General features: G+C 71.3%; 21 protein-coding genes. 16 read left to right on the forward strand and 5 right to left on the reverse strand.

The window, feature by feature from the left end; all coding sequences use genetic code 11:
- The first annotated feature begins 499 nt into the window (after positions 1 to 499).
- The 5 genes from ACTFAP_RS23095 (at position 500) to ACTFAP_RS23115 (ending at position 6,780) form a co-directional block, all read left to right on the forward strand.
- Positions 500 to 1,849, forward strand: a complete 1,350-nt coding sequence (locus ACTFAP_RS23095) for an extracellular solute-binding protein (RefSeq protein WP_495682178.1) — start codon at positions 500 to 502, stop codon at positions 1,847 to 1,849.
- Positions 1,850 to 1,986: 137 nt separating this feature from the next.
- Positions 1,987 to 3,063, forward strand: a complete 1,077-nt coding sequence (locus tag ACTFAP_RS23100; RefSeq protein ID WP_400012933.1) for an ABC transporter permease — start codon at positions 1,987 to 1,989, stop codon at positions 3,061 to 3,063.
- The gene (locus ACTFAP_RS23105; RefSeq protein WP_390123811.1) at positions 3,060 to 3,998 is read left to right on the forward strand and encodes a carbohydrate ABC transporter permease; all 939 of its coding nucleotides are present in this window, start codon (positions 3,060 to 3,062) and stop codon (positions 3,996 to 3,998) included. Before ACTFAP_RS23100 ends, ACTFAP_RS23105 begins: the two co-directional genes overlap by 4 nt.
- 56 nt (positions 3,999 to 4,054) lie before the next feature.
- Positions 4,055 to 6,097 (forward strand): beta-galactosidase, encoded by a 2,043-nt coding sequence (locus tag ACTFAP_RS23110; protein ID WP_500467299.1) that lies wholly within the window; start codon positions 4,055 to 4,057, stop codon positions 6,095 to 6,097.
- Positions 6,067 to 6,780, forward strand: coding sequence for a GH12 family glycosyl hydrolase domain-containing protein (locus ACTFAP_RS23115; protein ID WP_495682180.1), 714 nt, complete (start codon positions 6,067 to 6,069; stop codon positions 6,778 to 6,780). Before ACTFAP_RS23110 ends, ACTFAP_RS23115 begins: the two co-directional genes overlap by 31 nt.
- Positions 6,781 to 6,953: 173 nt before the next feature.
- On the opposite strand, the gene ACTFAP_RS23120 is transcribed toward ACTFAP_RS23115, so the two are convergent.
- Entirely contained in the window at positions 6,954 to 8,006 is a 1,053-nt protein-coding gene (locus tag ACTFAP_RS23120) for a LacI family DNA-binding transcriptional regulator (RefSeq protein ID WP_390123817.1), read from the reverse strand.
- Positions 8,007 to 8,250: 244 nt separating this feature from the next.
- Here ACTFAP_RS23120 and ACTFAP_RS23125 point away from each other — a divergent pair, with 244 nt between their 5' ends.
- From ACTFAP_RS23125 to ACTFAP_RS23160, 8 genes are all read left to right on the forward strand, one after another.
- A complete protein-coding gene (locus ACTFAP_RS23125; protein ID WP_500467300.1) occupies positions 8,251 to 10,191 on the forward strand; it encodes an acyl-CoA dehydrogenase family protein in 1,941 nt (646 codons plus the stop codon).
- A 44-nt stretch (positions 10,192 to 10,235) separates the two neighbouring features.
- A complete protein-coding gene (locus ACTFAP_RS23130) occupies positions 10,236 to 11,333 on the forward strand; it encodes an NADAR family protein (RefSeq protein WP_500467301.1) in 1,098 nt (365 codons plus the stop codon).
- Entirely contained in the window at positions 11,330 to 12,616 is a 1,287-nt protein-coding gene (gene dxr / locus ACTFAP_RS23135) for a 1-deoxy-D-xylulose-5-phosphate reductoisomerase (protein WP_495682183.1), read from the forward strand. Before ACTFAP_RS23130 ends, dxr begins: the two co-directional genes overlap by 4 nt.
- Positions 12,613 to 13,917, forward strand: a complete 1,305-nt coding sequence (locus ACTFAP_RS23140; protein WP_500467302.1) for a M50 family metallopeptidase — start codon at positions 12,613 to 12,615, stop codon at positions 13,915 to 13,917. Before dxr ends, ACTFAP_RS23140 begins: the two co-directional genes overlap by 4 nt.
- Before the next feature lie 86 nt (positions 13,918 to 14,003).
- Complete coding sequence (ispG, locus tag ACTFAP_RS23145) at positions 14,004 to 15,161, forward strand: flavodoxin-dependent (E)-4-hydroxy-3-methylbut-2-enyl-diphosphate synthase (protein ID WP_495682185.1); 1,158 nt, start codon at positions 14,004 to 14,006, stop codon at positions 15,159 to 15,161.
- A 219-nt stretch (positions 15,162 to 15,380) separates the two neighbouring features.
- Complete coding sequence (locus tag ACTFAP_RS23150; protein ID WP_495682186.1) at positions 15,381 to 16,229, forward strand: GNAT family N-acetyltransferase; 849 nt, start codon at positions 15,381 to 15,383, stop codon at positions 16,227 to 16,229.
- Positions 16,230 to 16,253: 24 nt separating this feature from the next.
- The gene (locus ACTFAP_RS23155) at positions 16,254 to 16,823 is read left to right on the forward strand and encodes a GNAT family N-acetyltransferase (protein WP_390123829.1); all 570 of its coding nucleotides are present in this window, start codon (positions 16,254 to 16,256) and stop codon (positions 16,821 to 16,823) included.
- Positions 16,824 to 16,904: 81 nt separating this feature from the next.
- Complete coding sequence (locus ACTFAP_RS23160) at positions 16,905 to 18,617, forward strand: proline--tRNA ligase (protein ID WP_500467303.1); 1,713 nt, start codon at positions 16,905 to 16,907, stop codon at positions 18,615 to 18,617.
- Between the two features lie 296 nt (positions 18,618 to 18,913).
- Here the strand turns inward: ACTFAP_RS23160 and ACTFAP_RS23165 are convergent, their stop codons facing one another.
- Genes ACTFAP_RS23165 through ACTFAP_RS23180 form a run of 4 tightly spaced genes read right to left on the reverse strand, consistent with a single transcriptional unit; the run spans position 18,914 to position 21,417 of the window.
- Positions 18,914 to 19,510 (reverse strand): alpha/beta hydrolase, encoded by a 597-nt coding sequence (locus tag ACTFAP_RS23165; protein ID WP_500467304.1) that lies wholly within the window; start codon positions 19,508 to 19,510, stop codon positions 18,914 to 18,916.
- A 31-nt stretch (positions 19,511 to 19,541) separates the two neighbouring features.
- A complete protein-coding gene (locus ACTFAP_RS23170) occupies positions 19,542 to 20,438 on the reverse strand; it encodes an aminoglycoside phosphotransferase family protein (protein ID WP_500467305.1) in 897 nt (298 codons plus the stop codon).
- Complete coding sequence (locus ACTFAP_RS23175) at positions 20,435 to 20,923, reverse strand: ferritin-like domain-containing protein (protein WP_500467306.1); 489 nt, start codon at positions 20,921 to 20,923, stop codon at positions 20,435 to 20,437. Before ACTFAP_RS23175 ends, ACTFAP_RS23170 begins: the two co-directional genes overlap by 4 nt.
- On the reverse strand, positions 20,920 to 21,417 hold the full coding sequence (locus ACTFAP_RS23180) for a hypothetical protein (protein WP_495682191.1): 498 nt from the start codon (positions 21,415 to 21,417) through the stop codon (positions 20,920 to 20,922). Before ACTFAP_RS23180 ends, ACTFAP_RS23175 begins: the two co-directional genes overlap by 4 nt.
- Before the next feature lie 256 nt (positions 21,418 to 21,673).
- On the opposite strand from ACTFAP_RS23180, the gene rimP reads away from it, so the two are divergent.
- The 3 genes from rimP (at position 21,674) to ACTFAP_RS23195 (ending at position 23,645) form a co-directional block, all read left to right on the forward strand.
- The gene (gene rimP / locus ACTFAP_RS23185) at positions 21,674 to 22,228 is read left to right on the forward strand and encodes a ribosome maturation factor RimP (RefSeq protein WP_495682192.1); all 555 of its coding nucleotides are present in this window, start codon (positions 21,674 to 21,676) and stop codon (positions 22,226 to 22,228) included.
- Positions 22,229 to 22,230: 2 nt separating this feature from the next.
- Complete coding sequence (nusA, locus tag ACTFAP_RS23190) at positions 22,231 to 23,244, forward strand: transcription termination factor NusA (protein ID WP_495682193.1); 1,014 nt, start codon at positions 22,231 to 22,233, stop codon at positions 23,242 to 23,244.
- A 104-nt stretch (positions 23,245 to 23,348) separates the two neighbouring features.
- A complete protein-coding gene (locus ACTFAP_RS23195; protein ID WP_390123845.1) occupies positions 23,349 to 23,645 on the forward strand; it encodes a YlxR family protein in 297 nt (98 codons plus the stop codon).
- Positions 23,646 to 23,717 lie beyond the last annotated feature (72 nt).

Here is a 23,717-nt window from a genome sequence, read left to right on the forward strand (position 1 = left end):
TGGCAACGACTGCTGAACCCCAAGAAGATACAGGCTACCCAGCCTGTCGAAATACAGTCGAACTTTCTTTGAAGCAGGGGTTGTGCCCCCAGCGGACGGGTCTTAATGTCGGCGCCACATCGAAGCGCTTCGACCACCTCGCACAACGGTCGTGTGATGGCAAAGAGCCACGAAGGGTTGACGAATGCCGAACTCAAGCTCCGCTCCAAGTCGGAGAAAATTCCTCGCTTCCACGGCGGTCGCCGCGGCGGCGACGGTGGGGGGCGTGCCGCTGCTGACGGCATGCGGCTCCGACGGGGGGAGCGGCGGAGGCGAGGGACGGGCCTCGCAGGAGGACCTGAAGAGCATACTTCCGACATATCGGCAGTCGGATACGGCGATTGAGCCGGACATCCCGAGTGAAAATGGCTCCAGCCCGGGATACACGACCTTTATTCCCACCGCGGAACTCGGCGTTTCCGTTCCCACGCCCAAGGGGAACGGCGGGACATTCACCGCCATGACCCCGCTGTGGGGCACTCCGCCCAGGAGCGGCAATGAGTACTGGACGGCGATGGATGAGGCCATCGGCGTCAAAATGAACTGGCAGACCCAGGACGGCAACACCTACGGCGAGAAGCTCGGCGCCGTGCTGGCCGGGAGCGACATCCCGGACATGGTGTGTGTTCCCGGCTGGGAACTGGGCGGCCAGATACCCCAGGCCATCTCCAGCCGTTTCGCGGACCTGGGTGAATACCTCTCCGGTGACAAGGTCCTCGACTTCCCGAACCTCGCGGCGATCCCCACCGCCGCCTGGCAGTCCTCGGTCTTCGGCGGCGCGCTGCGCGGTCTTCCGATGCCGATGGCGCCCGTCGGCGGCGTGGTGCCCTACTACCGGCAGGACATCTTCGAGGAGAACGGCTGGACCCCGCCGACGGACCCGCAGGGGTTCATCGACTTCGCCAAGGACGTCACCTCGGCGAAGAACCGGGTGTGGGCCTGCGAGGACATGAAGTGGTCGGCCTTCGTCATCCACGGTGTGCTGCCGGAGAAGCCCAACTACTTCGCCATGGTGGACGGCAAACTCGTCAACCGCTACGAGACGGACGCCTTCCTCGAGGCCCTGGAGTGGACCCGCAAGCTGTACGACGCGGGCGTCGTCCACCCGGACGCGGTCGCCGTCCAGGGCGACAGCAAGAACCGCTTCACCGCCGGCGAGTCCCTGATGTTCAACGATGGTGACGGCACCTGGCACAACCTGGTCGCCGAACAGCAGGCCGCCAACCCGGACTTCCGGATGAACGCCTTCGACTTCTTCGGCGCCGACGGCGACCCGGTGCTGTGGCGGGCCAACGGCTCCAACATCTGGACGTTCATCAACAAGAGCCTGAGCCCGGACCGCATCCGCGAGGCCCTGGAGATCGCCAACTTCTGCGCCGCCCCGTACGGCACCATCGAGCAGCGGATGCGTAACTACGGCGTCGAGGACGTGCACTACACCATCGAGAACGGTGTGCAGGTGCGCACTCCGCTGGGCGAGGAGCAGGTCGCGCCCGAGACCTATGTCTTCCTCTGTTCCCCGGGCTCGTTCTTCGCCTACCCCGACACTCCGCAGATGGTCCAGGACCTGACCAGTTGGCAGAAGCGCATGCTGCCCTTCGCCCAGGAGCCGCTGTTCTACGGCCGGCAGGTGCAGGAGCCGGATCGTTTCGCCAACCTGGCCGACCGCTTCGAGGCGCTGGAGGACGACGTTGTCCGGGGCAACCAGTCGATCAAGGACATGCAGCAGGCCGTCACCGACTGGCGGCGCAATGGCGGCGACCAGCTCCGCGACTGGTACCAGGAGCTGCTGGACAACGCGGACGCGTGACAGCGGCGAGGTACCCCTCGCCGCCCCCGTACCACCACCCCTGACCCGACTACCACTCCACACCACATAAGCAGGCGGCCACCCGGCCGGGCGCATGATGCCCGGCCGGGCCGGTCGCGTGAAACAAGGAGAATGCCGTGTCACAGAGCACGGTCCCGCGTTCCCCCAAGCCGCGGGAGGGAGGCGGCGGACAAGCTCCGCCGCCGACGAAGCACCGAAAGCCGGGTGTCCTGCGCGCCGCCGCCGGCCGCCGCGACGGACCGCCGCAGGCACGCGGGGGCACCGAGGCCTGGCGGAACCGGTTGCGCCGCGACTATCCGCTGATCCTGATGACCCTCCCGGTCATCGGCCTGCTGGTGGTCTTCGCGTACATCCCGATCGCCGGGAACGTGATCGCCTTCCAGTTCTTCAGCCCGTACGCCGGGGACGGCTTCTTCGGCTCCCTGGCGAACAGCGCCTGGGTGGGCCTGGAGCACTTCCAGACGATGGTGAACGACCGCTACTTCTGGGAAGCGGTCGAGAACACCCTGGTCTTCTCCGCGCTCCAGCTGCTGTTCTTCTTCCCGATCCCCATCGGGCTGGCGATCCTGATCAACAGCATCCTGCACAACAAGGTGCGGGCCTGGGCCCAGGCGGTGCTGTACCTGCCGCACTTCTTCTCCTGGGTGCTGGTGATCACCGTCTTCCAGCAGATCTTCGGCGGCGCCGGCCTGATCGCCCAGATCATGCGGGACAACGACTGGGGCAACGGCTTCGACCTGATGACCGACCCCGGCTTCTTCAAGTGGCTGATCACCTTCCAGGTGATCTGGAAGGACGCCGGCTGGGGCATCATCGTCTTCCTGGCGGCGCTGTCCATGGTCAACCAGGAGCTGTACGAGTCCGCCGCCGTCGACGGCGCGAACCGCTGGCGCCGCATCTGGCACATCACCCTCCCCGCGCTGCGGCCGGTGATCGCGCTGCTGCTGGTCCTCCAGGTCGGCAACATGCTCACCGTGGGCATGGAACAGTTCCTCATCCAGCGCACCGCGGTCGGGGTCGGAGCCTCCGAGGTCCTCGACACCTATGTGTGGGACCGGGGCATCGCCAACCATCAGTTCAGCTACGCGGCCGCCGTCGGCATCGTCAAGGGGATCTTCTCCCTGGCGCTGGTCCTGGCAGCCAACCGGGTCGCCCACGCGATGGGCGAGCAGGGGGTGTACAAGAAGCAATGAGTGACGCCAGTGTTCTCGTCGACGACGACGAAGAGACCAAGGGGAAGCGCACCAGACCGTCATGGGAGGAACCGCCGACTCAGATCGGCCTGGCGGCCAAGGGCGTCATCCTCGCCATCGCCCTGCTCGCCATCCTCTTCCCCCTGTGGATCGTGGTCGCCACCAGCCTGTCCGATGCAGAAACGATTTCCCGGACTGGCGGGCTGGTAATCATCCCGGACGGCATCAGCCTGGACGCGTACCGCGAACTGCTCAGCGGCGGCCAGGTGGCCAACGCCATGTGGATCTCGGTGTGCATCACCGTCATCGGCACGCTGTTCTCGATGACCACCTCGGTGCTCGCCGCGTACGGCCTGTCCCGGATGAACTCGCTGTGGCACCGGCCGCTGCTGATGACCCTGCTGCTGACGATGTTCTTCGGCGGCGCCGGGCTCATCCCGTCCTATCTGCTCATCCAGACCCTGGGCCTGATGAACAGCTACGCGGCGATCATCCTGCCGATGGCGGTGAACGTCTTCAACATCCTGGTGCTGCGCGCGTTCTTCATGAACATCGGCACCGAGCTGATCGACAGCGCCCGCATCGACGGCGCCGGCGAGTTCCGCATCCTGTGGCAGATCGTCCTGCCGCTGTCGCGCGCCGTGCTGGCCGTGATCGCGCTGTTCTACGCGGTCGGGTACTGGGGCAACTACTTCGCCGCCTTCATCTACATCACCGATCAGGAGAAACTGCCGCTGCAGAACGTCCTGCAGCAGATCGTGGTGAAGGGTGAACGTCCCATGGGCATGTCGGCGGCCATCGGCACCGGCCAGATCCCGAGCCTCGCGGTGCAGACCGCCGTGATGGTGCTGGCGCTGATCCCGGTCGCGGTGCTGTCCCCGTTCGTTCAGAAGCACTTCAAGAAGGGCATGCTCATCGGCGCCGTCAAGGGCTGAACCCCGCGTACGGCGATGGCTGGGCATTTTTTTGTGTCGTGAGGAGAATCGATTCGATGGCAGGGCTGAACGACGCCACCCGGGGCCGGCTGCTGTTCGGGGGCGACTACAACCCCGAGCAGTGGACGCCCGAGATCTGGCGCGAGGACATCCGGTTGATGAAGGAGGCCGGAGTCAATCTCGCCACCGTCGGCGTCTTCTCCTGGGCGACACTCGAACCCCGCCCGGGGGCGCGGAACTTCGGATGGCTGGATGAGGTCCTCGACCTCCTGCACGACGCCCGCATCGGCGTCGCGCTGGCCACACCGACCGCGTCCCCGCCCCCGTGGCTGGGCGCCCGGCACCCCGAGACGCTGCCGCAGGACGAGAACGGCGCCACCGTCTGGTACGGCGCCCGCAACCAGTTCTGCGCCTCCTCGCCCCTGTACCGCGAGTACGCGCAGCGCATCACCACCGACCTCGCCCGCCGCTACGGCCACCACCCGGCCCTGCGCGTGTGGCACATCAACAACGAGTACGGCACCCACTGCTGGTGCGACGAGAGCGCCCGGCACTTCCGCCGCTGGCTGCGCGAGCGCTACCAGGACCTGGACGCCCTGAACGACGCCTGGGGCACCGCCTTCTGGAGCCAGCGCTACGACTCCTGGGAGGAGCTGATCCCGCCGCGCCGGGCCCAGTACCTCAACAACCCCGCCCAGCTACTGGACTTCCGCCGCTTCACCAGCGACGCGCTGCTGGAGTGCTTCACCGCGGAACGCGACATCGTGGCCGCGCACAGCCCCTCCGGCATCCCGGTCACCACCAACTTCATGCCGCTGTTCGGCGGTCTGGACGGCTGGCGCTGGGCGGCGGAGGAGGACGTCGTCTCGGTCGACATCTACCCCGACCCCGCCGTCGGCCGCGAGAACCCGGCGGGCCCCGCGCACGGCGCGCTGGTCGCCGACCTGACCCGCTCCCAGGCCCGCGGCCCGTGGATGCTGATGGAACAGGCCGCCTCCGCCGTCAACTTCCGCGGCGTCAACAAGCCCAAGGGCGAGGGCCTGATGCGGCTGTGGTCCCTCCAGGCGGTGGCGCGCGGCGCGGACTCCCTGTGCTTCTTCCAGTGGCGCGCCTCGCGGCAGGGCAGCGAGAAGTTCCACTCCGCGATGCTGCCGCACGCCGGCGAGACCTCGCGCGCCTTCCGCCGCATCCGCGACCTGGGCGCGGAACTGGACCTGCTGGCCGGCGTCACCGGTACGGGGGTGAGCGCCGAGATCGCGATCCTGCACGACTGGCCCGCGTGGTGGGCCTCGAACCAGCCGGGCCGCCCCTCGGCCGAGCTGGACTACCCGGCGATCCTCGCCGCCTGGCACCACGCGCTGTGGCAGCAGAACCTCACCGCCGACCTCGCCCACCCCGAGGCCGACCTCAGCGGCTACAAGCTGATCGTCATCCCGCAGCTGTATCTGCTCTCGGACGCCGCGCTGGACGGCCTGGCGGCGTACGTACGCGGCGGCGGGCACGTCGTGTGCGGCTTCTTCACCGGCGTCGCCGACCCCGACGACCGGATCCGGGAGGGCGGCACCGACGCGCGCCTGCGCGCCGTCCTGGGCCTGGCCACCATCGAGGAGTGGTGGCCGCTGGCGGCGGGGGAGACCGTCGCCCTGGACGACGGCACCACCGGCAGCCTGTGGAGCGAGGACCTGACGCCGGCGGGGGCGCGGGCGGAGGCGTCCTACGCCGCCGGCGAGCTGGCCGGCCGCCCCGCCCTCACCCGCCACACCTACGGCGAGGGCACCGCCCGGTACGTCTCCACGCTGCCCGAACCCGCCGCCCTGCGCGCCCTGCTGGCCCGCGCCGCCGAAGCCGCCGGCGCCGCCCCCGCGCTGCCCGGCGCACCCGAGGGGGTGGAGGCCGTCCGCCGCGGCGGGCTGCTGTTCCTCCTCAACCACACACGTGAGCCGATCACCGTGCCCCTGGACGTCCCGCACAGCGATCTGCTCACCGGTCACCCCCACGCCGCCGACGTACGGCTGGAGCGGTACGGGGTGGCCGTGCTTTCCCCCACACCAACACAAGGGAGCCGCACATGCAGCACGCAAGGAGAGCACGCACGTTAGTCCTGGCACCGCTGGTCGCGTTTCTGACCTTCTTCGGCTACGGCGCCTCCACGGCGCAGGCGGCGGCCGTCTGGGAGTCCTGCGACCAGTGGGGCAACTGGACGGCGCCGGACGGCTACATCGTCTACAACAACATCTGGGGCTCGGGAGGCGGCAGCCAGTGCATCTCCGCCGACTCCTCCTCCAGCTGGACGGTGACCGCCAACCACCCCAACACCGGCGGTATCAAGTCCTACCCGAACGCCAAGCGCATCGTGAACCGCCCGCTCAACCAGCTGAACTCGCTCAACAGCACCTTCAACGTCACGGTGCCGCAGGCGGGCGCGTACAACACCGCCTATGACATCTGGGACCAGAACTACAACCACGAGATCATGCTGTGGACCAACTGGTACGGCCCCGTGGGACCGCTGGGCAGCTACCAGTCCCGGGTGAGCCTGGGCGGCCACACCTGGGACATCTACCGGGGCAGCAACGGGCACAACAACGTGTACTCGTTCCTGCGCACCGGCAACACCAGCTCCGGGACGGTGGACATCCTGCCGATCCTGCGCTGGATCGCCAACCAGGGCTGGATCAGCCAGAACGAGGTGATCGGTGATGTCCAGTTCGGCTACGAGATCACCTCGTCCTCGGGTGGTCTGACGTTCCGCACCAACCAATTCAGCGTCAGCCACAGCTGACGCGCCCCGCACCACACGCCCGGGCGGCGCGGCCACGCGCGGTACGGCCCGCCGCCCGGGCCCCCACGCGGCGCAGCGTCGCGACGGCGCCGGGCCGCGACCCGCGCACGTCCTGTCCGGCGTACGCGAGGGCCGCGGCCCGGCGGTGGGCGCGTGCGGGCGGCGCGCGGGGTTCAGCGCACCAGGCGCGGAGCCTGCCCCGTACTGGCGCGGACGGTCAGCCGGGGGGAGAGCAGGCGCACCACCGTCTCGCGCGGCGCCGCGGCCCTGGCCCGGCCGGCCCCGGTCCCCGCCGCGCCGAGCTTGGCCATCACCAGTTCCACCGCCCGCCGCCCCATCTCGTGCGCCGGGATCGCCACCGAGGTCAGGGCCACCGAGGTCTGCGTCGCCACCTGGTCAGGACAGATCGCCACCACCGAGATGTCCTCCGGCACCGCCCTGCCCTGCTGCCGCAGCAGGGAGAGCAGCGGCCCCACCGCGCTCTCGTTCTGCACGATGATCCCCGTCGTCCCCGGCCGCTCGTCGAAGATCCGGGCCAGGGCGCCCGCCATCGACTCGAAGCTCCCCTCGCACGGCCGGTGCAGCATCCGCAGCCCCAGCTCGGCGACCCGCTCCCGCACGCCGTTGATCGTCCGCTCGGCGAAGCCGGTGTGCCGTTCGTACACCGCCGCAGCCTCGCCGATGACCGCCAGCTCCTGATGGCCCAGCTCCGCCAGATGGTCCACGCACAGCCGGCCGGTCGCCACGAAGTCCAGATCGACACAGGTCAGTCCGTCGGTGTCGGCCGGCAGCCCGATGAGTACGGAGGGACGCGGTGATTCGTGCACCAGCGGCAGACGTGCGTCCTCCAGCTCCACGTCCATGAGGATCATCGCGTCGGCGAGGCCGCTGCCGATCACCCGGCGCACCGCCTCGGGGCCCTCCTGGTCGGTCAGCAGCAGGACGTCCCGTCCGTGCTCGCGCGCCGTGGTCGCCACCGCCATGGCGATCTCCATCATCACCGGCACGTACATGTCGGTGCGCAGAGGCATCATCAGGGCGATGATGTCGGAACGGCTGCTCGCCAGGGCCCGGGCCCCGGCGTTGGGGTGGTAGCCGAGCTGCTGGATGCTGCGTTCCACCCGCTCCCTGGTGGGGGCCGAGATGGTCCGCTTGCCGCTGAGCACATAGCTCACGGTGCTGGCTGAGACTCCGGCGTGCCGGGCGACCTCGGCGAGAGTGACCATAGACGCGCCTCCGTGGAAACCTGGGTGAAGCGCTTCGATCGTCCGTTCGCCGGGCAGATTCGAACGCTCCAAACGATGGAACCGCGTTGACCTTAGACCGGGCAATGGTTTGTGTCCATAGATGTATCGAAGCGCTTCGATGGAGCTTTCGTGGGTACCGCACAGTGGTACGCGACCGCTGAATCGGGTACCTGTACAACACCAGGTCTCGATCCCTCATGCCCCCACAGCGAGGTGAGCGGAGATGACCGCACCCAGCGACCCCTCGGAGGCGGAACGGGAGGCCAGGCGGCTGGCCGAGGCCGCGCGCGGCGCGGCCGCCCGTACCCCCGGTTTCGCCGGCCAGCTCTTCCTCGGCCGCCTCCGGCTCCAGCTGATCCACCCCCGCCCGGAGCCCGAGGCGGAGGCCGTACGGATCGGGGAACACTTCCTCGAACGATTGCGCGAATTCTGTACGGAGCACATCGACGCCGCCCTCATCGAACGCGAGGCCCGCATCCCCGAGGAGGTGATACGCGGCCTGCGCGAGCTGGGCGCCTTCGGCATGAACATCGCCGAGGAGTACGGCGGCCTTGGCCTGAACCACGTGTACTACAACCGCGCCCTCGCCGTCCTCACCTCCGCCAGCCCCGCGGTCGGCGCGCTGCTCTCCGCCCACCAGTCGATCGGTGTGCCGCAGCCCCTGGCCCTCTTCGGCACCGACGAGCAGAAGCGGACGTACCTGCCGCGCTGCGCGCGCGGCGCCATCTCCGCCTTCCTGCTCACTGAACCCGACGTCGGCTCCGACCCCGCGCGGCTGGGCGCCACCGCCGAGCCGGACGGCGACGACTACATCCTGGACGGCGTCAAGCTGTGGACCACCAACGGGGTCATCGCCGAACTCCTGGTGGTGATGGCCCAGGTACCCGGCATCGGCGACCACCCCGGCGGCATCACGGCGTTCGTCGTGGAGGCCGATTCGCCCGGCATCACCGTCGAGCAGCGCAACAGCTTCATGGGACTGCGCGGTATCGAGAACGGCGTCACCCGCTTCCACCGGGTCCGGGTCCCCGGCGACCGGCGGATCGGCGAGGAGGGCGCCGGCCTCAAGATCGCGCTCACCACGCTCAACACCGGGCGGCTCGCCGTCCCGGCGGTCGCCGTCGGCGCCGGCAAGTGGTGCCTGCGGATCGCCCGCCAGTGGTCGGGGCAGCGGGTGCAGTGGGGCAAGCCGATCGGGGAGCACGAGGCGATCGGCTCGAAGCTCTCGTACATCGCCGCCACCACCTTCGCCATGGAGGCGCTGCTGGAGGTCTTCAGCGAGATGGCCGACGAGGGGCGGGCCGACATCCGCCTGGAGGCGGCGGTCGCCAAGCTGCTGGGGAGCGAGTTCGCCGGCCGGATGGCGGACGAACTGGTGCAGCTGCGCGGCGGACGCGGCTACGAGACGGCCCAGTCCCTGGCGGCGCGCGGCGAGCGCGGCGTCCCGGCCGAGCAGCTCCTGCGCGACATGCGGATCAACCGGATCTTCGAGGGCTCCTCCGAGATCATGCGGCTCATGATCGCCCGCGAGGCCGTGGACACCCACCTCAAGGTCGCCGGCGCGCTGATCGACCCGGAACAGAACTTCACCGCCAAGCGCAGGGCCGCCCTCGCCGCGAGCGGCTTCTACGCCCGCTGGCTGCCGTCCCTGACCGCGGGCCGCGGACAGCTTCCCCTGTCGTACGGCGACTTCCGGGTCCCCGGCCACCGTGACCTGTCCGCCGAACTGCGCTACGTCGAACGCAGCGCGCGGCGTCTCGCCCGCGCGACGTTCTCCGGCATGGCGCGCTGGCAGGGCGCCATGGAGAGCAAGCAGGGCTACCTCGGGCGGCTGGTGGACATCGGGGCGGAGCTGTGCGCGATGAGCGCCGCCTGCGTGCACGCCGAGCGGCTGCGCACCCGTGGCCACCGTGACAACGGCAAGGAGGCGTACGAACTGGCGTACACCTTCTGCCGGCAGGCCCGGGTCCGCGTCGAGGACCTGTTCGTCCATCTCCACCACAGCGCGGACGCCGCGGACCGCGCGCTGGCACGCGGCGTGCTGGACGGTGCGTACACCTGGCTGGAGGAAGGCGTGCTCGACCCCTCCCTCGAGGGCCCCTGGATCGCCGAGACACCCCCCGGTCCCTCCGCACACCCCAACCTCCACCGCCCCATCCCCTGACCGACCGTGCCGCCGCCCGCCCCGGCGGGCAGCACAATGGCGGGATGCTCCGTGCGACACGCATCGTTCACCGGACCGCCGACGGCGTCCGGATACCCGGGACCTGGCGGCATGCCTTCATCCGCAACGGCGGGCGGTACCACCTCACCGATCTGTTCATCTACGCGGACGGGCTCATCGACTGCTGGGAGCTGGTGACCGTGGAGGAGTTCGCCGCGAAGCTGCGCAGCCAGTGGGTGGCCACCTCGTTCGAGGAGGCAGCCGATGCCTCCGCGTACGGGCTGGTCTCCTGGAAGCTCGGCGCTCCGCAGAGCTGGCTGACGCCCGAGCTGCTGCTCGCCGAGGTGCGGGACACCATCGATCAGCTGAACGAGCGTCCCGACTCGACCGACCGCTGCCTGGCCGCCGTCGACGCGTACCTCGCCGACCGCACGGAGGAGAAGCGGGCCCTGGCGCTCGCCGCCTACCACGCGATCCCCGAGTCGCAGCGGCTGTACGCGCTCGGCGACATGGACCACCGCGACGAGCCGCTGCGGGCGCTGCTGGAGGGAACCGGCGAGGAGTACGCGTACGGTCTCGCCTACTTCGAAGAGCGTGCGCGGGAGGCCGGCGCGCCGGCGGAGCGGGAGGAGCCGCAGCCCGCGGCGGTGCAGCTGTACCAGTCGAGCGTGGGCGTGCGCGAGGGCGAGGCGCTGGGCAAGGTGGCGCTGCGCAACGACTATCCCGCGCCCATCGAGGTGGACGGTGTGCTGTACCCCTCCGTCGCACACGCCCACTGCGCGCTGTCCGTCGCCGACCCCGCGGTACGGCCGGCGATCGCCGCCGCGTCCGGCGGGTACGCCGCGCGGACACTCGCCGACGAGGCGGGGCTGCGTAGCGACTGGACGCGGGTGCGTGCCGGGGTGATGGCGGAGCTGCTGCGCGCCAAGTTCGCCCGCCATCCCGATCTCGCGGCGGTGCTGCTGGCCACCGGTGACGCCTCGCTCATCTATGACGACATGAGTTCGGACTTCTTCGGCGACAACGGCGGGCGCGGACGCAACTGGGCAGGCAGGCTGCTGGAGCTGGTACGGGCAGAACTGTGCCTGCAAGGGCAGCCCCGGGACGCGGCGCCCGGTGGAGCGGCCACAATGGGGGAATGACCGAGACTTCCGGGGTCCTCGCTGATCCGCGTCTGCGTTATTCCGCCGCACCGCCCGAGGGGGTGCGTGAGGTGGTCATTCTGGGGTCGACCGGCTCGATCGGAACCCAGGCCATCGATGTGGTGCTGGCCAACCCGGACCGGTTCCGGGTGACCGGGATCTCCGCCGCGGGCGGCCGGGTCGAACTGCTCGCCATGCAGGCCCACCGCCTCCAGGTGCGTACCGTGGCCGTCGCCCAGGAGGCGAAGGCGACCGAGCTGCGCGAGGCGCTGCGCACCCGGTACGGGGTGGGGGAGCCGCTGCCGGAGATCCTCGCCGGTCCCGACGCCGCCGCCCACCTGGCCGGCAGCGCGTGCCACACCGTCCTCAACGGCATCACCGGATCCATCGGGCTCGCGCCCACCCTCGCCGCCCTGCGCGCCGGGCGGGTGCTGGCGCTCGCCAACAAGGAGTCGCTGATCGTCGGCGGTCCGCTGGTCGCCGCACTGGCCAAGCCGGGGCAGATCATCCCGGTGGACTCCGAGCACTCCGCCCTCTTCCAGGCGCTGCTGGGCGGTACCCGCGCCGAGATCGGCAAGCTGATCGTCACCGCCAGCGGCGGGCCGTTCCGCGGCCGTACCCGCGCCGAGCTGGCCGCCGTCACCCGTGAGCAGGCACTGAACCATCCCACCTGGGACATGGGCCCGGTCATCACCATCAACTCGGCGACCCTGGTGAACAAGGGGCTTGAGGTGATCGAGGCCCATCTGCTCTACGGCATCCCGTTCGACCGGATCGAGGTCGTGGTCCACCCGCAGTCGTACATTCATTCCATGGTCGAGTTCATGGACGGCTCCACCCTCGCTCAGCTCTCCCCGCCGGACATGCGCACGCCCATCGCGCTCGGTCTCGGCTGGCCCGACCGGGTCCCGCGGGCCGCCCCCGCCGTCGACTGGACCCGCGCCCACACCTGGGAGTTCTTCCCGCTGGACACCGAGGCCTTCCCCTCGGTGCCGCTCGCGTGCCATGTGGGTAGCCTCGGCGGTACCGCGCCCGCGGTGTACAACGCGGCCAACGAGGAGTGCGTCGACGCCTTCCTCGCCGGACTGCTGCCGTTCACCGGGATCGTGGACACTGTGGCCAAGGTGGTCGAGGAACAGGGCGATGCCTTCGCCGGAACCTCCCTGACCCTCCCCGACGTCCTCGAAGCGGAGACCCGGGCGCGCGTCCGCGCCCGCGAGCTGGCCGGACTGCCGCGACACACGTCCGCGGCACCCGTGGCGAATGGAGAAACGACGGCATGACGGGCTTGATGTTCCTGATCGGGATACTTGTCTTCGTCTTCGGACTGCTTTTTTCCATCGCCTGGCACGAGCTGGGGCATTTCAGCACCGCGAAGCTGTTCGGCGTCCGCGTTCCCCAGTTCATGGTGGGCTTCGGCCCCACCCTGTGGTCGCGGAAGAAGGGCGAGACCGAGTACGGCATCAAGGCCATCCCGATGGGCGGCTACATCCGCATGATCGGGATGTTCCCGCCCGGCGACGACGGCAGCCTCAGGAAACGCTCCACCTCGCCGTTCCGCGGCATGATCGAGGACGCCCGCGCCGCCTCCTTCGAGGAACTGGAGCCGGGCGACGAGAAGCGGCTGCTGTACACCCGCAAGCCGTGGCAGCGCATCGTCGTCTTCTTCGCCGGCCCCGCCATGAACCTCATCCTCGCCGTCGCGATCTTCCTCGGCGTCCTGATGTTCTTCGGGATCAACACCCAGACCACCACGGTCGCCTCCGTCTCCCAGTGCGTCATCTCGCAGAGCGAGGAGCAGCGCGACTGCCGGGCGGACGATCCGCTGGCCCCGGCCAACGCCGCCGGGCTGAAGACGGGCGACACGATCGTCGCCTTCAACGACGAGCCGGTCGAGGACTGGGGCACCCTCCAGCAGCGCATCCGCAACACCATCGGCCCGGCCACCATCACCGTGGAGCGGGACGGCAGCACCCAGGTGCTGCGGGCCGACCTCATCGAGAACCAGGTCGCCAAGACGGACGGCAGCGGCGGCTACGTCGAGGGCGAGTACGTCAGCGCCGGGTTCCTCGGCTTCTCCCCGGCCTCGGGCATCGTCAAGCAGGACTTTCCGCAGGCCGTGGACCGGATGGGCGACATCATGACCACCGGCGTCCAGGCCCTGGTCAACATCCCCTCCAAGGTCCCCGACCTGTGGAACGCCGCCATCGGCAACGGCGAGCGCGCCCAGGACTCACCGATGGGCGTCGTCGGCGCCGCCCGCGTCGGCGGGGAGATCTTCACCCTCGACATCCCGGCCAGCCAGCAGATCGCCACCGCGCTCTTCCTGGTCGCCGGCTTCAATCTCTCCCTCTTCCTGTTCAACATGCTGCCGCTGCTGCCGCTGGACGGCGGACACATGGCCGGGGCGGCGTGGGAGAGCGTGCGCCGGCACACCGCGAGGCTGCTCAGGCGCCCGGACCCGGGCCCCTTCGACGTGGCCAAACTGATGCCCGTTGCCTATGTGGTGGCGGGGGTCTTCATCTGCTTCACGCTGCTGGTTTTGGCGGCGGATATCGTCACACCGGTACGGCTTACCGGTTAACCGACCATCACCCGGGAAGGGTAATGTCAAGGGCTTGAGCCCGCCTTTCCCGGGACCTAGATCCGCACTGGGGTTGCACGAACATCATGAGCGCCATCTCGCTGGGAATTCCCTCCGTACCCATCAAGCTGGCTGATCGCCGCGTCAGCAAGAAGATCCAGGTCGGCTCCGTAGCGGTGGGTGGCGACGCCCCCGTGTCCGTGCAGTCGATGACCACCACCCGTACCTCGGACATCGGTGCCACGCTCCAGCAGATCGCGGAGCTCACCGCGTCCGGCTGCCAGATCGTGCGCGTCGCCTGCCCCACCCAGGACGACGCCGACGCACTGCCCGTCATCGCCCGCAAGTCGCAGATCCCCGTGATCGCCGACATCCACTTCCAGCCCAAGTACGTCTTCGCCGCCATCGACGCCGGCTGCGCGGCGGTCCGGGTCAACCCCGGCAACATCAAGAAGTTCGACGACCAGGTGAAGGAGATCGCCAAGGCGGCCTCCGACGCCGGCACCCCGATCCGGATCGGCGTCAACGCCGGCTCGCTGGACCGCCGGCTGCTCGCCAAGTACGGCAAGGCCACCCCCGAGGCGCTGGTGGAGTCCGCGCTGTGGGAGTGCTCCCTCTTCGAGGAGCACGGCTTCACCGACCTGAAGATCTCCGTCAAGCACAACGACCCGGTCGTCATGGTCAACGCCTACCGCCAGCTCGCCGCCCAGTGCGACTACCCGCTGCACCTGGGCGTCACCGAGGCGGGTCCCGCCTTCCAGGGCACCATCAAGTCGGCGGTCGCCTTCGGCGCACTGCTCGCCGAGGGCATCGGCGACACCATCCGGGTCTCGCTCTCCGCCCCGCCCGCCGAGGAGATCAAGGTCGGCATCCAGATCCTGGAATCGCTGAACCTGCGCCAGCGCCGCCTGGAAATCGTCTCCTGCCCCTCCTGCGGCCGCGCCCAGGTCGATGTCTACAAGCTCGCCGAGGAGGTCACCGCCGGGCTCGACGGCATGGAGGTGCCGCTGCGCGTCGCCGTCATGGGCTGCGTCGTCAACGGCCCCGGCGAGGCCCGCGAGGCCGACCTCGGGGTCGCCTCCGGCAACGGCAAGGGCCAGATCTTCGTCAAGGGAGAGGTCATCAAGACCGTTCCCGAGTCCAAGATCGTGGAGACCCTCATCGACGAGGCGATGAAGATCGCCGAGCAGATGGAGAAGGACGGCATCACCTCCGGCGAGCCCACCGTCTCCGTCGCCGGCTGAACGGCCCCGCGGGCGCGACGCACCCCGTCCGCCCGCACCCCCCGGCACCCGACCGCCGCCGCTCCGGCCCCGAGCCCGGACCGGCGGCGGCACGTGTGTGCGGCGTACGTGCAGGGCGTACGGAGGGCGCGTACCCACCCGGCGAACGCACGGCGCCCCCGCCACCGCGGGCGGTACAGTGCGCGGAACCCGCTCACCGCTCACCTCCAAGGCCACCTCGTGCTCACCACGCCCGCCACCCGCCCCCTGGACCCCGGCGACCTCGGCGACGCCCTGGCCCTCCTCGCCCGGGAACCGCTCGCCAACGCCTTCGTCACCGCCCGGGTCATCGAATCCGGCCTCGACCCCCGGCTGCTCGGCGGCGAACTGTGGGGCTGGTACCACCGCGGGCAGCTGCGCTCCCTGTGCTTCTCCGGCGCCAACCTCGTCCCCGTCGACGCCGCCCCCGCCGCCCTGCGCGCCTTCGCCGAACGCGCCCTGCGCGAGGGCCGCCGCTGCACCTCCATCGTCGGCCCGGAACCCGCCACCGCCGCCCTGTGGGCCCACCTGGAGCCGCACTGGGGCCCCGCCCGCGCCGTACGCGCCCACCAGCCACTGATGGCCACCAGCACCGCGCCGCCCGCCATCACCCCCGACCCCCTGGTGCGCCCCATGCGCAAGGACGAGATGGACCTGGTGCTGCCGGCCGCCGTCGCCATGTTCACCGAGGAGGTCGGCGTCTCCCCGCTCACCGCCCAGGACGGCGGCCTCGCCTACCAGTCCCGGGTCGCGGAGACGGTGGGCACCGGACGCTGCTTCGCCCGCGTCGAGGACGGCCGCATCGTCTTCAAGGCCGAGATCGGCGCCGTCACCCCCCACGCCTGCCAGCTCACCGGCGTGTGGACCGCCCCCGACCGCCGCCGCACCGGCCTCGCCGCCGCCGGCCTCGCCACCGTCATCCGGCACGCCCTGGACACCTGCGCCCCCGTTGTCAGCCTCTACGTCAACGACTACAACGCCCCCGCCCTCGCCCTCTACCGCCGCCTCGGCTTCACCAGCTCGGGCGCGCTGATGAGCGTGCTGTTCTGAGCGATGCGCGTTAGCCTCCCCGGCATGACACCATCTGCCTCGGGAGCCGCCCCCGACGCCCAGGACATCGCCGTGGGCCCCATCGATCTGGCGGCCAGGGTGGACGAGGCACTCGCCGTCCAGGCTCAGGCGTTCGGACTGAGCCCCGAGGAGATCGCGGTCCGCCGGCACATCGTGCTGCGCCACCTCGCCCACCCCGGCGCCCGGGCATTGGGCGCCGTCAGCACCGCCACCGGGGCGCTGGCCGGCTTCATCTACGGGATGCCCAACGACCGCGCGCAGTGGTGGTCCACCGTCGTCGAGCCGTATCTGCGCCGCGCCGGGTACGACGGCTGGCTGGACGACTCCTTCACCATCACCGAACTGCACGTGCTGCCCGCCTACCAGGGCCGCGGCATAGGCACCCGTCTCATCACCACGCTCACCGACGCCGCCGACGAACCCCGCTCGATCCTGTCCGCCATCGACATCGAGAGCCCCGCGCGACGCCTCTACCGCCGGCTCGGCTACCAGGACCTCGCCCGCCGGGTGCACTTCCCCTCCGCGCCGAGCCCGTACGCCGTGATGGGCGCCGAGCTCCCGCTGCGCCGCTGACCCCTCCGCTTGGCGCGCGCGGCCCGCGACCCGCTACTCTCGGGCCCAATCGCTCATCCCACGCAGGAGTCACGAATTCCCATGGCAGCCCGAGTACAGCGCCTGTCCCGATCCATGCTCAAGACGCTGCGGGACGCCCCGGCCGACGCGGAGACGATCAACCACGCGCTGCTGGTACGCGCCGGATACGTACGCCGCTCCGCCGCCGGCATCTGGAGCTGGCTGCCGCTGGGCAAGCAGGTCCTGGAGAACGTCGCGCGCGTGGTCCGCGAGGAGATGGACGCCATCGGCGGCCAGGAGGTGCTGCTGCCGGCCCTGCTGCCCAAGGAGCCCTACGAGGTCACCGGCCGCTACGAGGAGTACGGTGATCTGCTCTTCCGGCTGAAGGACCGCAAGGGCGCCGACTACGTCCTGGGCCCCACCCACGAGGAGATCTTCACCCAGCTGGTCCAGGACCAGTGCACCTCGTACAAGGACCTGCCGGTCACGCTGTACCAGATCCAGACCAAGTACCGTGACGAGGCGCGGCCCCGGGCCGGCATCCTGCGCGGGCGCGAGTTCACGATGAAGGACTCGTACTCCTTCGACGCCACCGACGAGGGGCTGGCCGAGTCTTACCGGCTGCACCGCGAGGCGTACATCAAGATCTTCACCCGTCTCGGTCTGGACTACCGCATCGTCTCCGCCGTCTCCGGCGCGATGGGCGGCTCCGCCTCCGAAGAGTTCCTGGCCCCCGCGCCGGCCGGCGAGGACACCTTCGCCGACTGCCCGGCGTGCGGCTACGCCGCCAACACCGAGGCGGTCAGCTTCGCGCTGACGCCGGTGGAGGGCGTCGCGCACCCCGGCATCGAGGAACTGGACACCCCGGACACCCCCACCATCGAGGCCCTGGCCGAGCACCTGAAGGTGCCCGCCTCCGCCACCCTGAAGAACCTCCTCGTCACCATCGACGGCGAGATCGCGGCCATCGGCGTGCCCGGTGACCGCGAGGTCGACCTCGGCAAGCTCTCCGAGGCGCTGGCCCCGGCGGAGGTGGAGCTGGTGACGGCCGAGCACTTCGCGCAGCGGCCGGACCTGGTGCGCGGCTACGTCGGCCCGCAGGGCATGGCGGGCAAGGCGTTCCGCTACCTGGCCGACCCGCGCGTCGCGCCGGGCACCTCGTGGATCACCGGCGCCAACAAGGCCGGCGCGCACGCCCGCAACGTGGTGGCCGGCCGCGACTTCGAGGTGGACCAGTACCTGGACGTGGTCGTGGTCGAGCCCGGCGACCCGTGCCCGAACTGTGGTGCCGGACTGAACCTGGACCGCGCGATCGAGATCGGCCACATCTTCCAGCTGGGCCGCAAGTACGCGGACGCCTTCGGCCTGGAGGTGCTGGGCCGCGAGGGCAAGCCGGTGCGGGTGACGATGGGCTCCTACGGCGTCGGCGTCTCGCGCGCCGTGGCGGCCCTGGCCGAGCAGACGGCGGACGAGCAGGGCCTGTGCTGGCCGCGGGAGATCGCGCCGGCCGATGTCCATGTGGTGGCGGCGGGCAAGGCGGTGCAGACGGAGCTGGCGCTCTCGATCGCCGACCGCCTCGGCGCGGGGGGCGTGCGCGTGCTGGCGGACGACCGCGCGGGTGTCTCCCCGGGCGTGAAGTTCACCGACGCGGAGCTGATCGGTGTTCCCACGATCCTGATCGTGGGGCGCGGCGCGGCCGAGGGCCGGGTGGAGCTGAAGGACCGCCGCACCGGCGAGCGCGAGGACCTGACGGTGGACGAGGCGATCGCCCGCCTGACCGAACAGCTGGGCTGACCCCCCCGCGCACCCCGGCCCGCCCCGACGGGACCACCACGCCGCTCCGCCGCACCCACGCGGCGGGGCGGCGGGCGGGTGGGCCGCGCACGCGGCGGAGGTCGGCACGCCGCGCCTGTCCACGCGGCGCGGTGGTGGCCGGGATGCCGCGCACGTTCACACGGTGCGGCGGAGGGCGGGACGCCGCGCGCATTCCGTCCACGCGGTGCGGCGGAGGGCGCAACGCCGCGCCCGGCCACGCGGCGCGGCGGTTTTGCCGGTCGAAGGCGGCGGGGCGGCGGACGGGGTCCTCACCGTCACACCCGCAGCCGCCCGAGAAAGGTCTCCATCGCCGTCACCGCCCGGTGCAGTGCCAGGACCGATGCGGCCGGGTCGCCGGGGAGTTCGAGGGCGTGGTCCGCGCCCGGGAACTCCACCACCTGGTGCGGCAGCGAGGCCGCGATCGCCGGGTCCCACCAGCGTTCGTCGGCGGTGCCGCCGATCAGCAGCGCGGGCGCGGTGGCCCCGGCCAGCGCGGCGGCCACGCCGGCGTCCCGCAGCAACGGCGTCAGCCAGATCGCCGGCAGGCCCCGCTCCGTGGCCAGCGGGGCGGCCATGGTGCCCAGCGACTTGCCGACCAGCAACCCGCAGGCGCCGTCCTCCGCCGCGATCGCTTCCTCGGCCCGTTCCCGTACCCACGCCGCGGACCGGGCGGGGGAGAGGCCGTCCGGGGCCTGCCACCACAGTTCCCGCACCGTCCAGCCCGCCGCCAGCAGCGCGGCGCGGGCGAAGTGCAGCAACGGCCGCGCCGGCGAATAGCCCATCCCGGGCAGCACCAGGGCGACGCGGCCGGACCCGCCCTCGTAGCGGGTGGGCGCGGGGAAACGTACGGGGTCGGCATCCGGTTCTCGCATGGCGGCACGGTAGCCGCGCCGCGCGGAGCCGTCACAGCCAGGTGGCGAACTCCAGCAGCGCCTCGGCGTCCCTGCGGCGGTCCTCGGCATGGGCACGGACGCCGGACTCCACGGCGCGGAACAGCGTCCAGCCGCGCAGCCGCTCCGGATCCACCTCGACCGACGCCGCCAGCTTCGTCATCCGGCGCCGGGTGATGGCCGGAGCGCCCGCGGAGGCGGTCAGATCGTGCAGCCGGTCCCGGGACAGCCGGGCCAGGTCGTAGGCCCGCTCGCCCACCACCGGGTCAGGACCCACCGCCAGCCACGGCGCCCGCCCGGTGTCACAGGCCAGCACCGCGCCCTGGCGGAAGTCCCCGTGGAGCAAGAGTTCCTCCGGCGGGCCGGCCAGCAGTTCGGCGCGGGCCGCCAGCGCCTCCGCGATCAGCGGTCCCGCCCCTTCCGGCAGCTCGGCGTCCGCCGTCAGCCCCGCCGTGCGCTCGGCCACCGTGGGGAAGGCGTGTTCCGCGCCCGGGCCGACCCACAGCCGGTGCAGCGCCGAGACCGCCTCCAGCATCGCCTTGGTCTCCGGCAGCGACCGCAGCGAGGTCTCCCCGTGCAGTCGCTCCAGCAGCAGCGCGCCCGCGTCCGGCGCCGCCTCCAGCACCCGCACCGCGCCGTGGCCGTCCCAGCGCGCCAGCGCCGCCGCCTCCAGCGCGGCGGAGTGGCCCGGCGCGCACAGCTTCAGCGCGGCCGGGGTGCCGTCCGCGCGCCGCACCAGCACGGTCATGCTGGTGCGTCCGCCCGGCGCGGCCACCCGCTCCACCCTCAGCTCCCACTCCCGGGTGAGCCGCACCACCAGTTCCGGCAGCCCGGCCAGCCATGCTTCGGCCGCCGCGGGCTGGGCGCGGGTGAGGCGCAGCGGGGGCGCCAGATCGGGTGCCGCCGTCATGCGCCACCGCCGGCGTACTCGGCGAGGCCGGGGAAGGCCGTTCCCGTGCCGCTCCACCGGGCCGCCCGGACCGCGCTCTCGCGCAGCGCCGCCGCGGCGTCCCGGCGCGACGCCCCCGTGGCGACCAGCACCAGATCCGCGTAGGCACCGGCCAGCCGCGCCTCCAGATCGGCGGCGAGCGCCTGCGCCGTGGCGGCGTCGCTCACCTCGAACGGCAGCGCGTACGCCGCGGCGGCCGCCTCCGGCACCGCGCCCAGGTCCAACACCGTGCGCCGCAGCGCGTCGCGGCGTGCCCGGTGTCCCGTGTAGGCCTCACGCACCTCCGCGTCCCGATCCGCGCCGATCCGCGCGCCGACCACGCCGTAGCCGTACACCGCGGCGTGCTCGGCGGCGAGCGCCGCCTGGGTGGCGCGCAGCGCCGGGGTGTCGGGGACCTCGGCGGAGTCCTGGGCCCGCCGCGTGGTCCCCCGTGTCGTGCGCGTCATGCGCGGGCCTCTCCCAGCAGATAGACGTGGACCGAACCGGCCGCCGACAGCGAGGCGAGCAGCCGGGCCAGCTCGGGCGGGGCGTCGCCGAGGGTGCGCAGTCGCTCGTCGGCCAGGGCGCGTTCGGCCTCGATGAGCCCGGCGAGCGCGCCGTCGGCGTCGGACGGCACCCCGGGCGCGGAGCCGGGGGACGGCGCACCGTCCTCCTGAAGCGCCGTCAGCTGCGCCGCGACGGTCTCCCGCAGCGGGGTGAGCGTTCCGGCGAGGTCCGGGTGGGCCGCGGTGGTGGCGTCGTAGCGGGCGAGCAGCTTGGCGTTGTCCCGGGCCGCCCGCCGGCGCAGCCCCTCGGGGGTGGCGGCGGCCTCGCCGGAACGTTCGGGGCCGGCGTCGTCCGCCCCGGAGCAGCCGCTGAGCACGCCGGTCAGGGCGACGAGGGCGCCGCCGGTGAGCAGAAGGGTACGTCTGGGCAGCTCGATGGGCGGGCCGCTGGACATGGCTTCCCCGTACTTCCCGCGAGTGAGTTCATCTGATGATGCGTCAGCGGTATCTCCAGTGGAGATCACCGCAGGGTGAGCGTACCCGTGCAGTCAGCTCATCGGCCCGCGACCCCGGGTTCGCGGCGTGCCAGGACCGCACGACAACGCGGTCGGCGTACGGTGCCACAGGCGATAGGCTGTGGCGGCGGGTCTGAGCCCCGCGCCCCCACCCCCCGATCCCCACAACAGCAGACGCGGCCGAGGAGTCACCCGGATGAGCACGACCCAGATCGACAGGCTGCGGGAGCTGCTGGAGCCGCTGGCCGGGGAACGGGGGATGGACCTCGAAGAGGTGCGGCTGACGCCGGCGGGCAAGCGCCGCGTGCTGCGGGTCGTGGTGGACACCGACGAGGGCGTGGGCCTGGAGGCCTGCGCCGAACTGAGCCGCGCCGCCTCCGCCGCCCTCGACGCCGCGGATGTGCTCGGAGCGACCCCGTACGTCCTGGAGGTCTCCTCGCCCGGCGCCGACCGGCCGCTGACGGAGCACCGCCACTACCGGCGTGCCACCGGCCGGCTGATCAAGGCCAGGCTGCACGACGGCGGCGAGCTGACCGCGCGCGTCGTCGGCGTGGACGGGAGCGGCCTGGACCTGGAGGTCCCGGGCGTCAAGGGACGCCGGCCGACCGCCCGCCGGGTGGGGTTCGACGAGATCGCCTCCGCCCGGGTGGAGATCGAGTTCAGCCGCAAGACGGACGCTGACACGGACAGCGACACAGACACAGATACACCTACAGACACCGACGGTGACGAGAGCCAGAAGGAGGCGTAGTCGTGGACATCGATATGAGTGCCCTGCGGGGACTGGTGCGGGAGAAGGAGATCTCCTTCGATCTGCTCGTGGAGGCGATCGAATCGGCTCTCCTCATTGCGTACCACCGCACCGAGGGCAGCCGCCGCCGCGCACGCGTGGTGCTGGACCGCGGCACCGGCCATGTGACGGTGTGGGCCAAGGAGGACGCGGCCGACCTCGAACCGGACGAGGACGGCGAGCGGCCCGAGCCGCGCGAGTTCGACGACACCCCGGACGGGTTCGGCAGGATCGCGGCGACCACCGCCAAGCAGGTCATCCTCCAGCGGCTGCGCGACGCGGAGGGTGATGTCACCTTCGGCGAGTACGCCGGGCGCGAGGGCGACGTGGTGGCCGGCGTCGTCCAGCAGGGGCGTGACCCGCGCAGCGTGCTGGTGGACATCGGCAAGATGGAGGCCGTGCTGCCGCCGCAGGAGCAGGTTCCGGGCGAGTCGTACACCCACGGCTCGCGGCTGCGCTGCTACGTGGTGCGGGTGGCCAAGGGGGCGCGCGGCCCGTCCGTCACGCTCTCGCGCACCCACCCGAACCTGGTGAAGAAGCTGTTCGAGCTGGAGGTCCCGGAGATCGCCGACGGCTCGGTCGAGATCGCGGCGATCGCCCGCGAGGCCGGGCACCGCACCAAGATCGCGGTGCACTCCACCAGATCAGGGCTGAACGCCAAGGGCGCCTGCATCGGCCCGATGGGCGGGCGGGTGCGCAACGTGATGGCGGAGCTGCACGGCGAGAAGATCGACATCGTGGACTGGTCCGACGACCCGGCCGAGATGGTCGCCAACGCTCTGTCGCCCGCCCGGGTGAGCCGGGTCGAGGTGGTGGACGCGGCGGCCCGCTCGGCGCGGGTCACCGTGCCGGACTACCAGCTGTCGCTCGCCATCGGCAAGGAGGGGCAGAACGCCCGGCTGGCGGCCCGCCTGACCGGCTGGCGCATCGACATCCGCCCCGACACCGAGCAGCGGCAGCCGGACGCCGGGGAATGACCTTGGCGGCCGTGGCGTTGTGACAACCGCCGCCCCGTGCGACGGGGCGGAGATCGTGCCGACCCGGGTAGGGGAGCGGTACGTACGGGGAGGTAGAATCAACTGTGTCTGGCCGGACACATGTCCAGGCATGCCCGGAGCGGACGTGCGTGGGCTGTAGGCAACGCGCGGCCCGGGATGATCTGCTGCGTGCGGTGTTGGTCGAGGGGCACTGTGTCCCTGATCCACGCGGTACGCTGCCCGGTCGGGGCGCCTATGTGCACCCCGTACCGGCCTGCGTCGAGCTGGCGGTCCGCCGTCGGGCGTTCCCCAGGGCCTATCGGACCCAGGGGCCGCTTGACACCGGAGAGCTGGCACGCTTGGTCGGCCGGATGCAAGCGCAGGAAACGCACCAAACGTAAGAAGCGCCGCGTGGTGGTCACCACGCGGTCCAGGTACCTCGCGAGTCGGAAGTAGGTCGAGATTGCGATGAG

The organism is Streptomyces sp. PH9007, from assembly GCF_059813725.1.

What these genes read in the sequence shown, in the direction of transcription:
- ACTFAP_RS23140 (WP_500467302.1), top strand. Translation starts at nt 12,613, where the DNA reads ATGACGGGCTTGATGTTCCTGATCGGGATACTTGTCTTCGTCTTCGGA.
- ACTFAP_RS23155 (WP_390123829.1), top strand. Translation starts at nt 16,254, where the DNA reads ATGACACCATCTGCCTCGGGAGCCGCCCCCGACGCCCAGGACATCGCC.
- ACTFAP_RS23130 (WP_500467301.1), top strand. Translation starts at nt 10,236, where the DNA reads ATGCTCCGTGCGACACGCATCGTTCACCGGACCGCCGACGGCGTCCGG.
- ACTFAP_RS23105 (WP_390123811.1), top strand. Translation starts at nt 3,060, where the DNA reads ATGAGTGACGCCAGTGTTCTCGTCGACGACGACGAAGAGACCAAGGGG.
- ACTFAP_RS23095 (WP_495682178.1), top strand. Translation starts at nt 500, where the DNA reads ATGACCCCGCTGTGGGGCACTCCGCCCAGGAGCGGCAATGAGTACTGG.
- dxr (WP_495682183.1), top strand. Translation starts at nt 11,330, where the DNA reads ATGACCGAGACTTCCGGGGTCCTCGCTGATCCGCGTCTGCGTTATTCC.
- ACTFAP_RS23180 (WP_495682191.1), bottom strand. Translation starts at nt 21,417, where the DNA reads ATGTCCAGCGGCCCGCCCATCGAGCTGCCCAGACGTACCCTTCTGCTC.
- ACTFAP_RS23165 (WP_500467304.1), bottom strand. Translation starts at nt 19,510, where the DNA reads ATGCGAGAACCGGATGCCGACCCCGTACGTTTCCCCGCGCCCACCCGC.
- ACTFAP_RS23175 (WP_500467306.1), bottom strand. Translation starts at nt 20,923, where the DNA reads ATGACGCGCACGACACGGGGGACCACGCGGCGGGCCCAGGACTCCGCC.
- ispG (WP_495682185.1), top strand. Translation starts at nt 14,004, where the DNA reads ATGAGCGCCATCTCGCTGGGAATTCCCTCCGTACCCATCAAGCTGGCT.
- ACTFAP_RS23170 (WP_500467305.1), bottom strand. Translation starts at nt 20,438, where the DNA reads ATGACGGCGGCACCCGATCTGGCGCCCCCGCTGCGCCTCACCCGCGCC.
- ACTFAP_RS23110 (WP_500467299.1), top strand. Translation starts at nt 4,055, where the DNA reads ATGGCAGGGCTGAACGACGCCACCCGGGGCCGGCTGCTGTTCGGGGGC.
- ACTFAP_RS23120 (WP_390123817.1), bottom strand. Translation starts at nt 8,006, where the DNA reads ATGGTCACTCTCGCCGAGGTCGCCCGGCACGCCGGAGTCTCAGCCAGC.
- rimP (WP_495682192.1), top strand. Translation starts at nt 21,674, where the DNA reads ATGAGCACGACCCAGATCGACAGGCTGCGGGAGCTGCTGGAGCCGCTG.
- ACTFAP_RS23115 (WP_495682180.1), top strand. Translation starts at nt 6,067, where the DNA reads ATGCAGCACGCAAGGAGAGCACGCACGTTAGTCCTGGCACCGCTGGTC.
- ACTFAP_RS23125 (WP_500467300.1), top strand. Translation starts at nt 8,251, where the DNA reads ATGACCGCACCCAGCGACCCCTCGGAGGCGGAACGGGAGGCCAGGCGG.
- ACTFAP_RS23160 (WP_500467303.1), top strand. Translation starts at nt 16,905, where the DNA reads ATGGCAGCCCGAGTACAGCGCCTGTCCCGATCCATGCTCAAGACGCTG.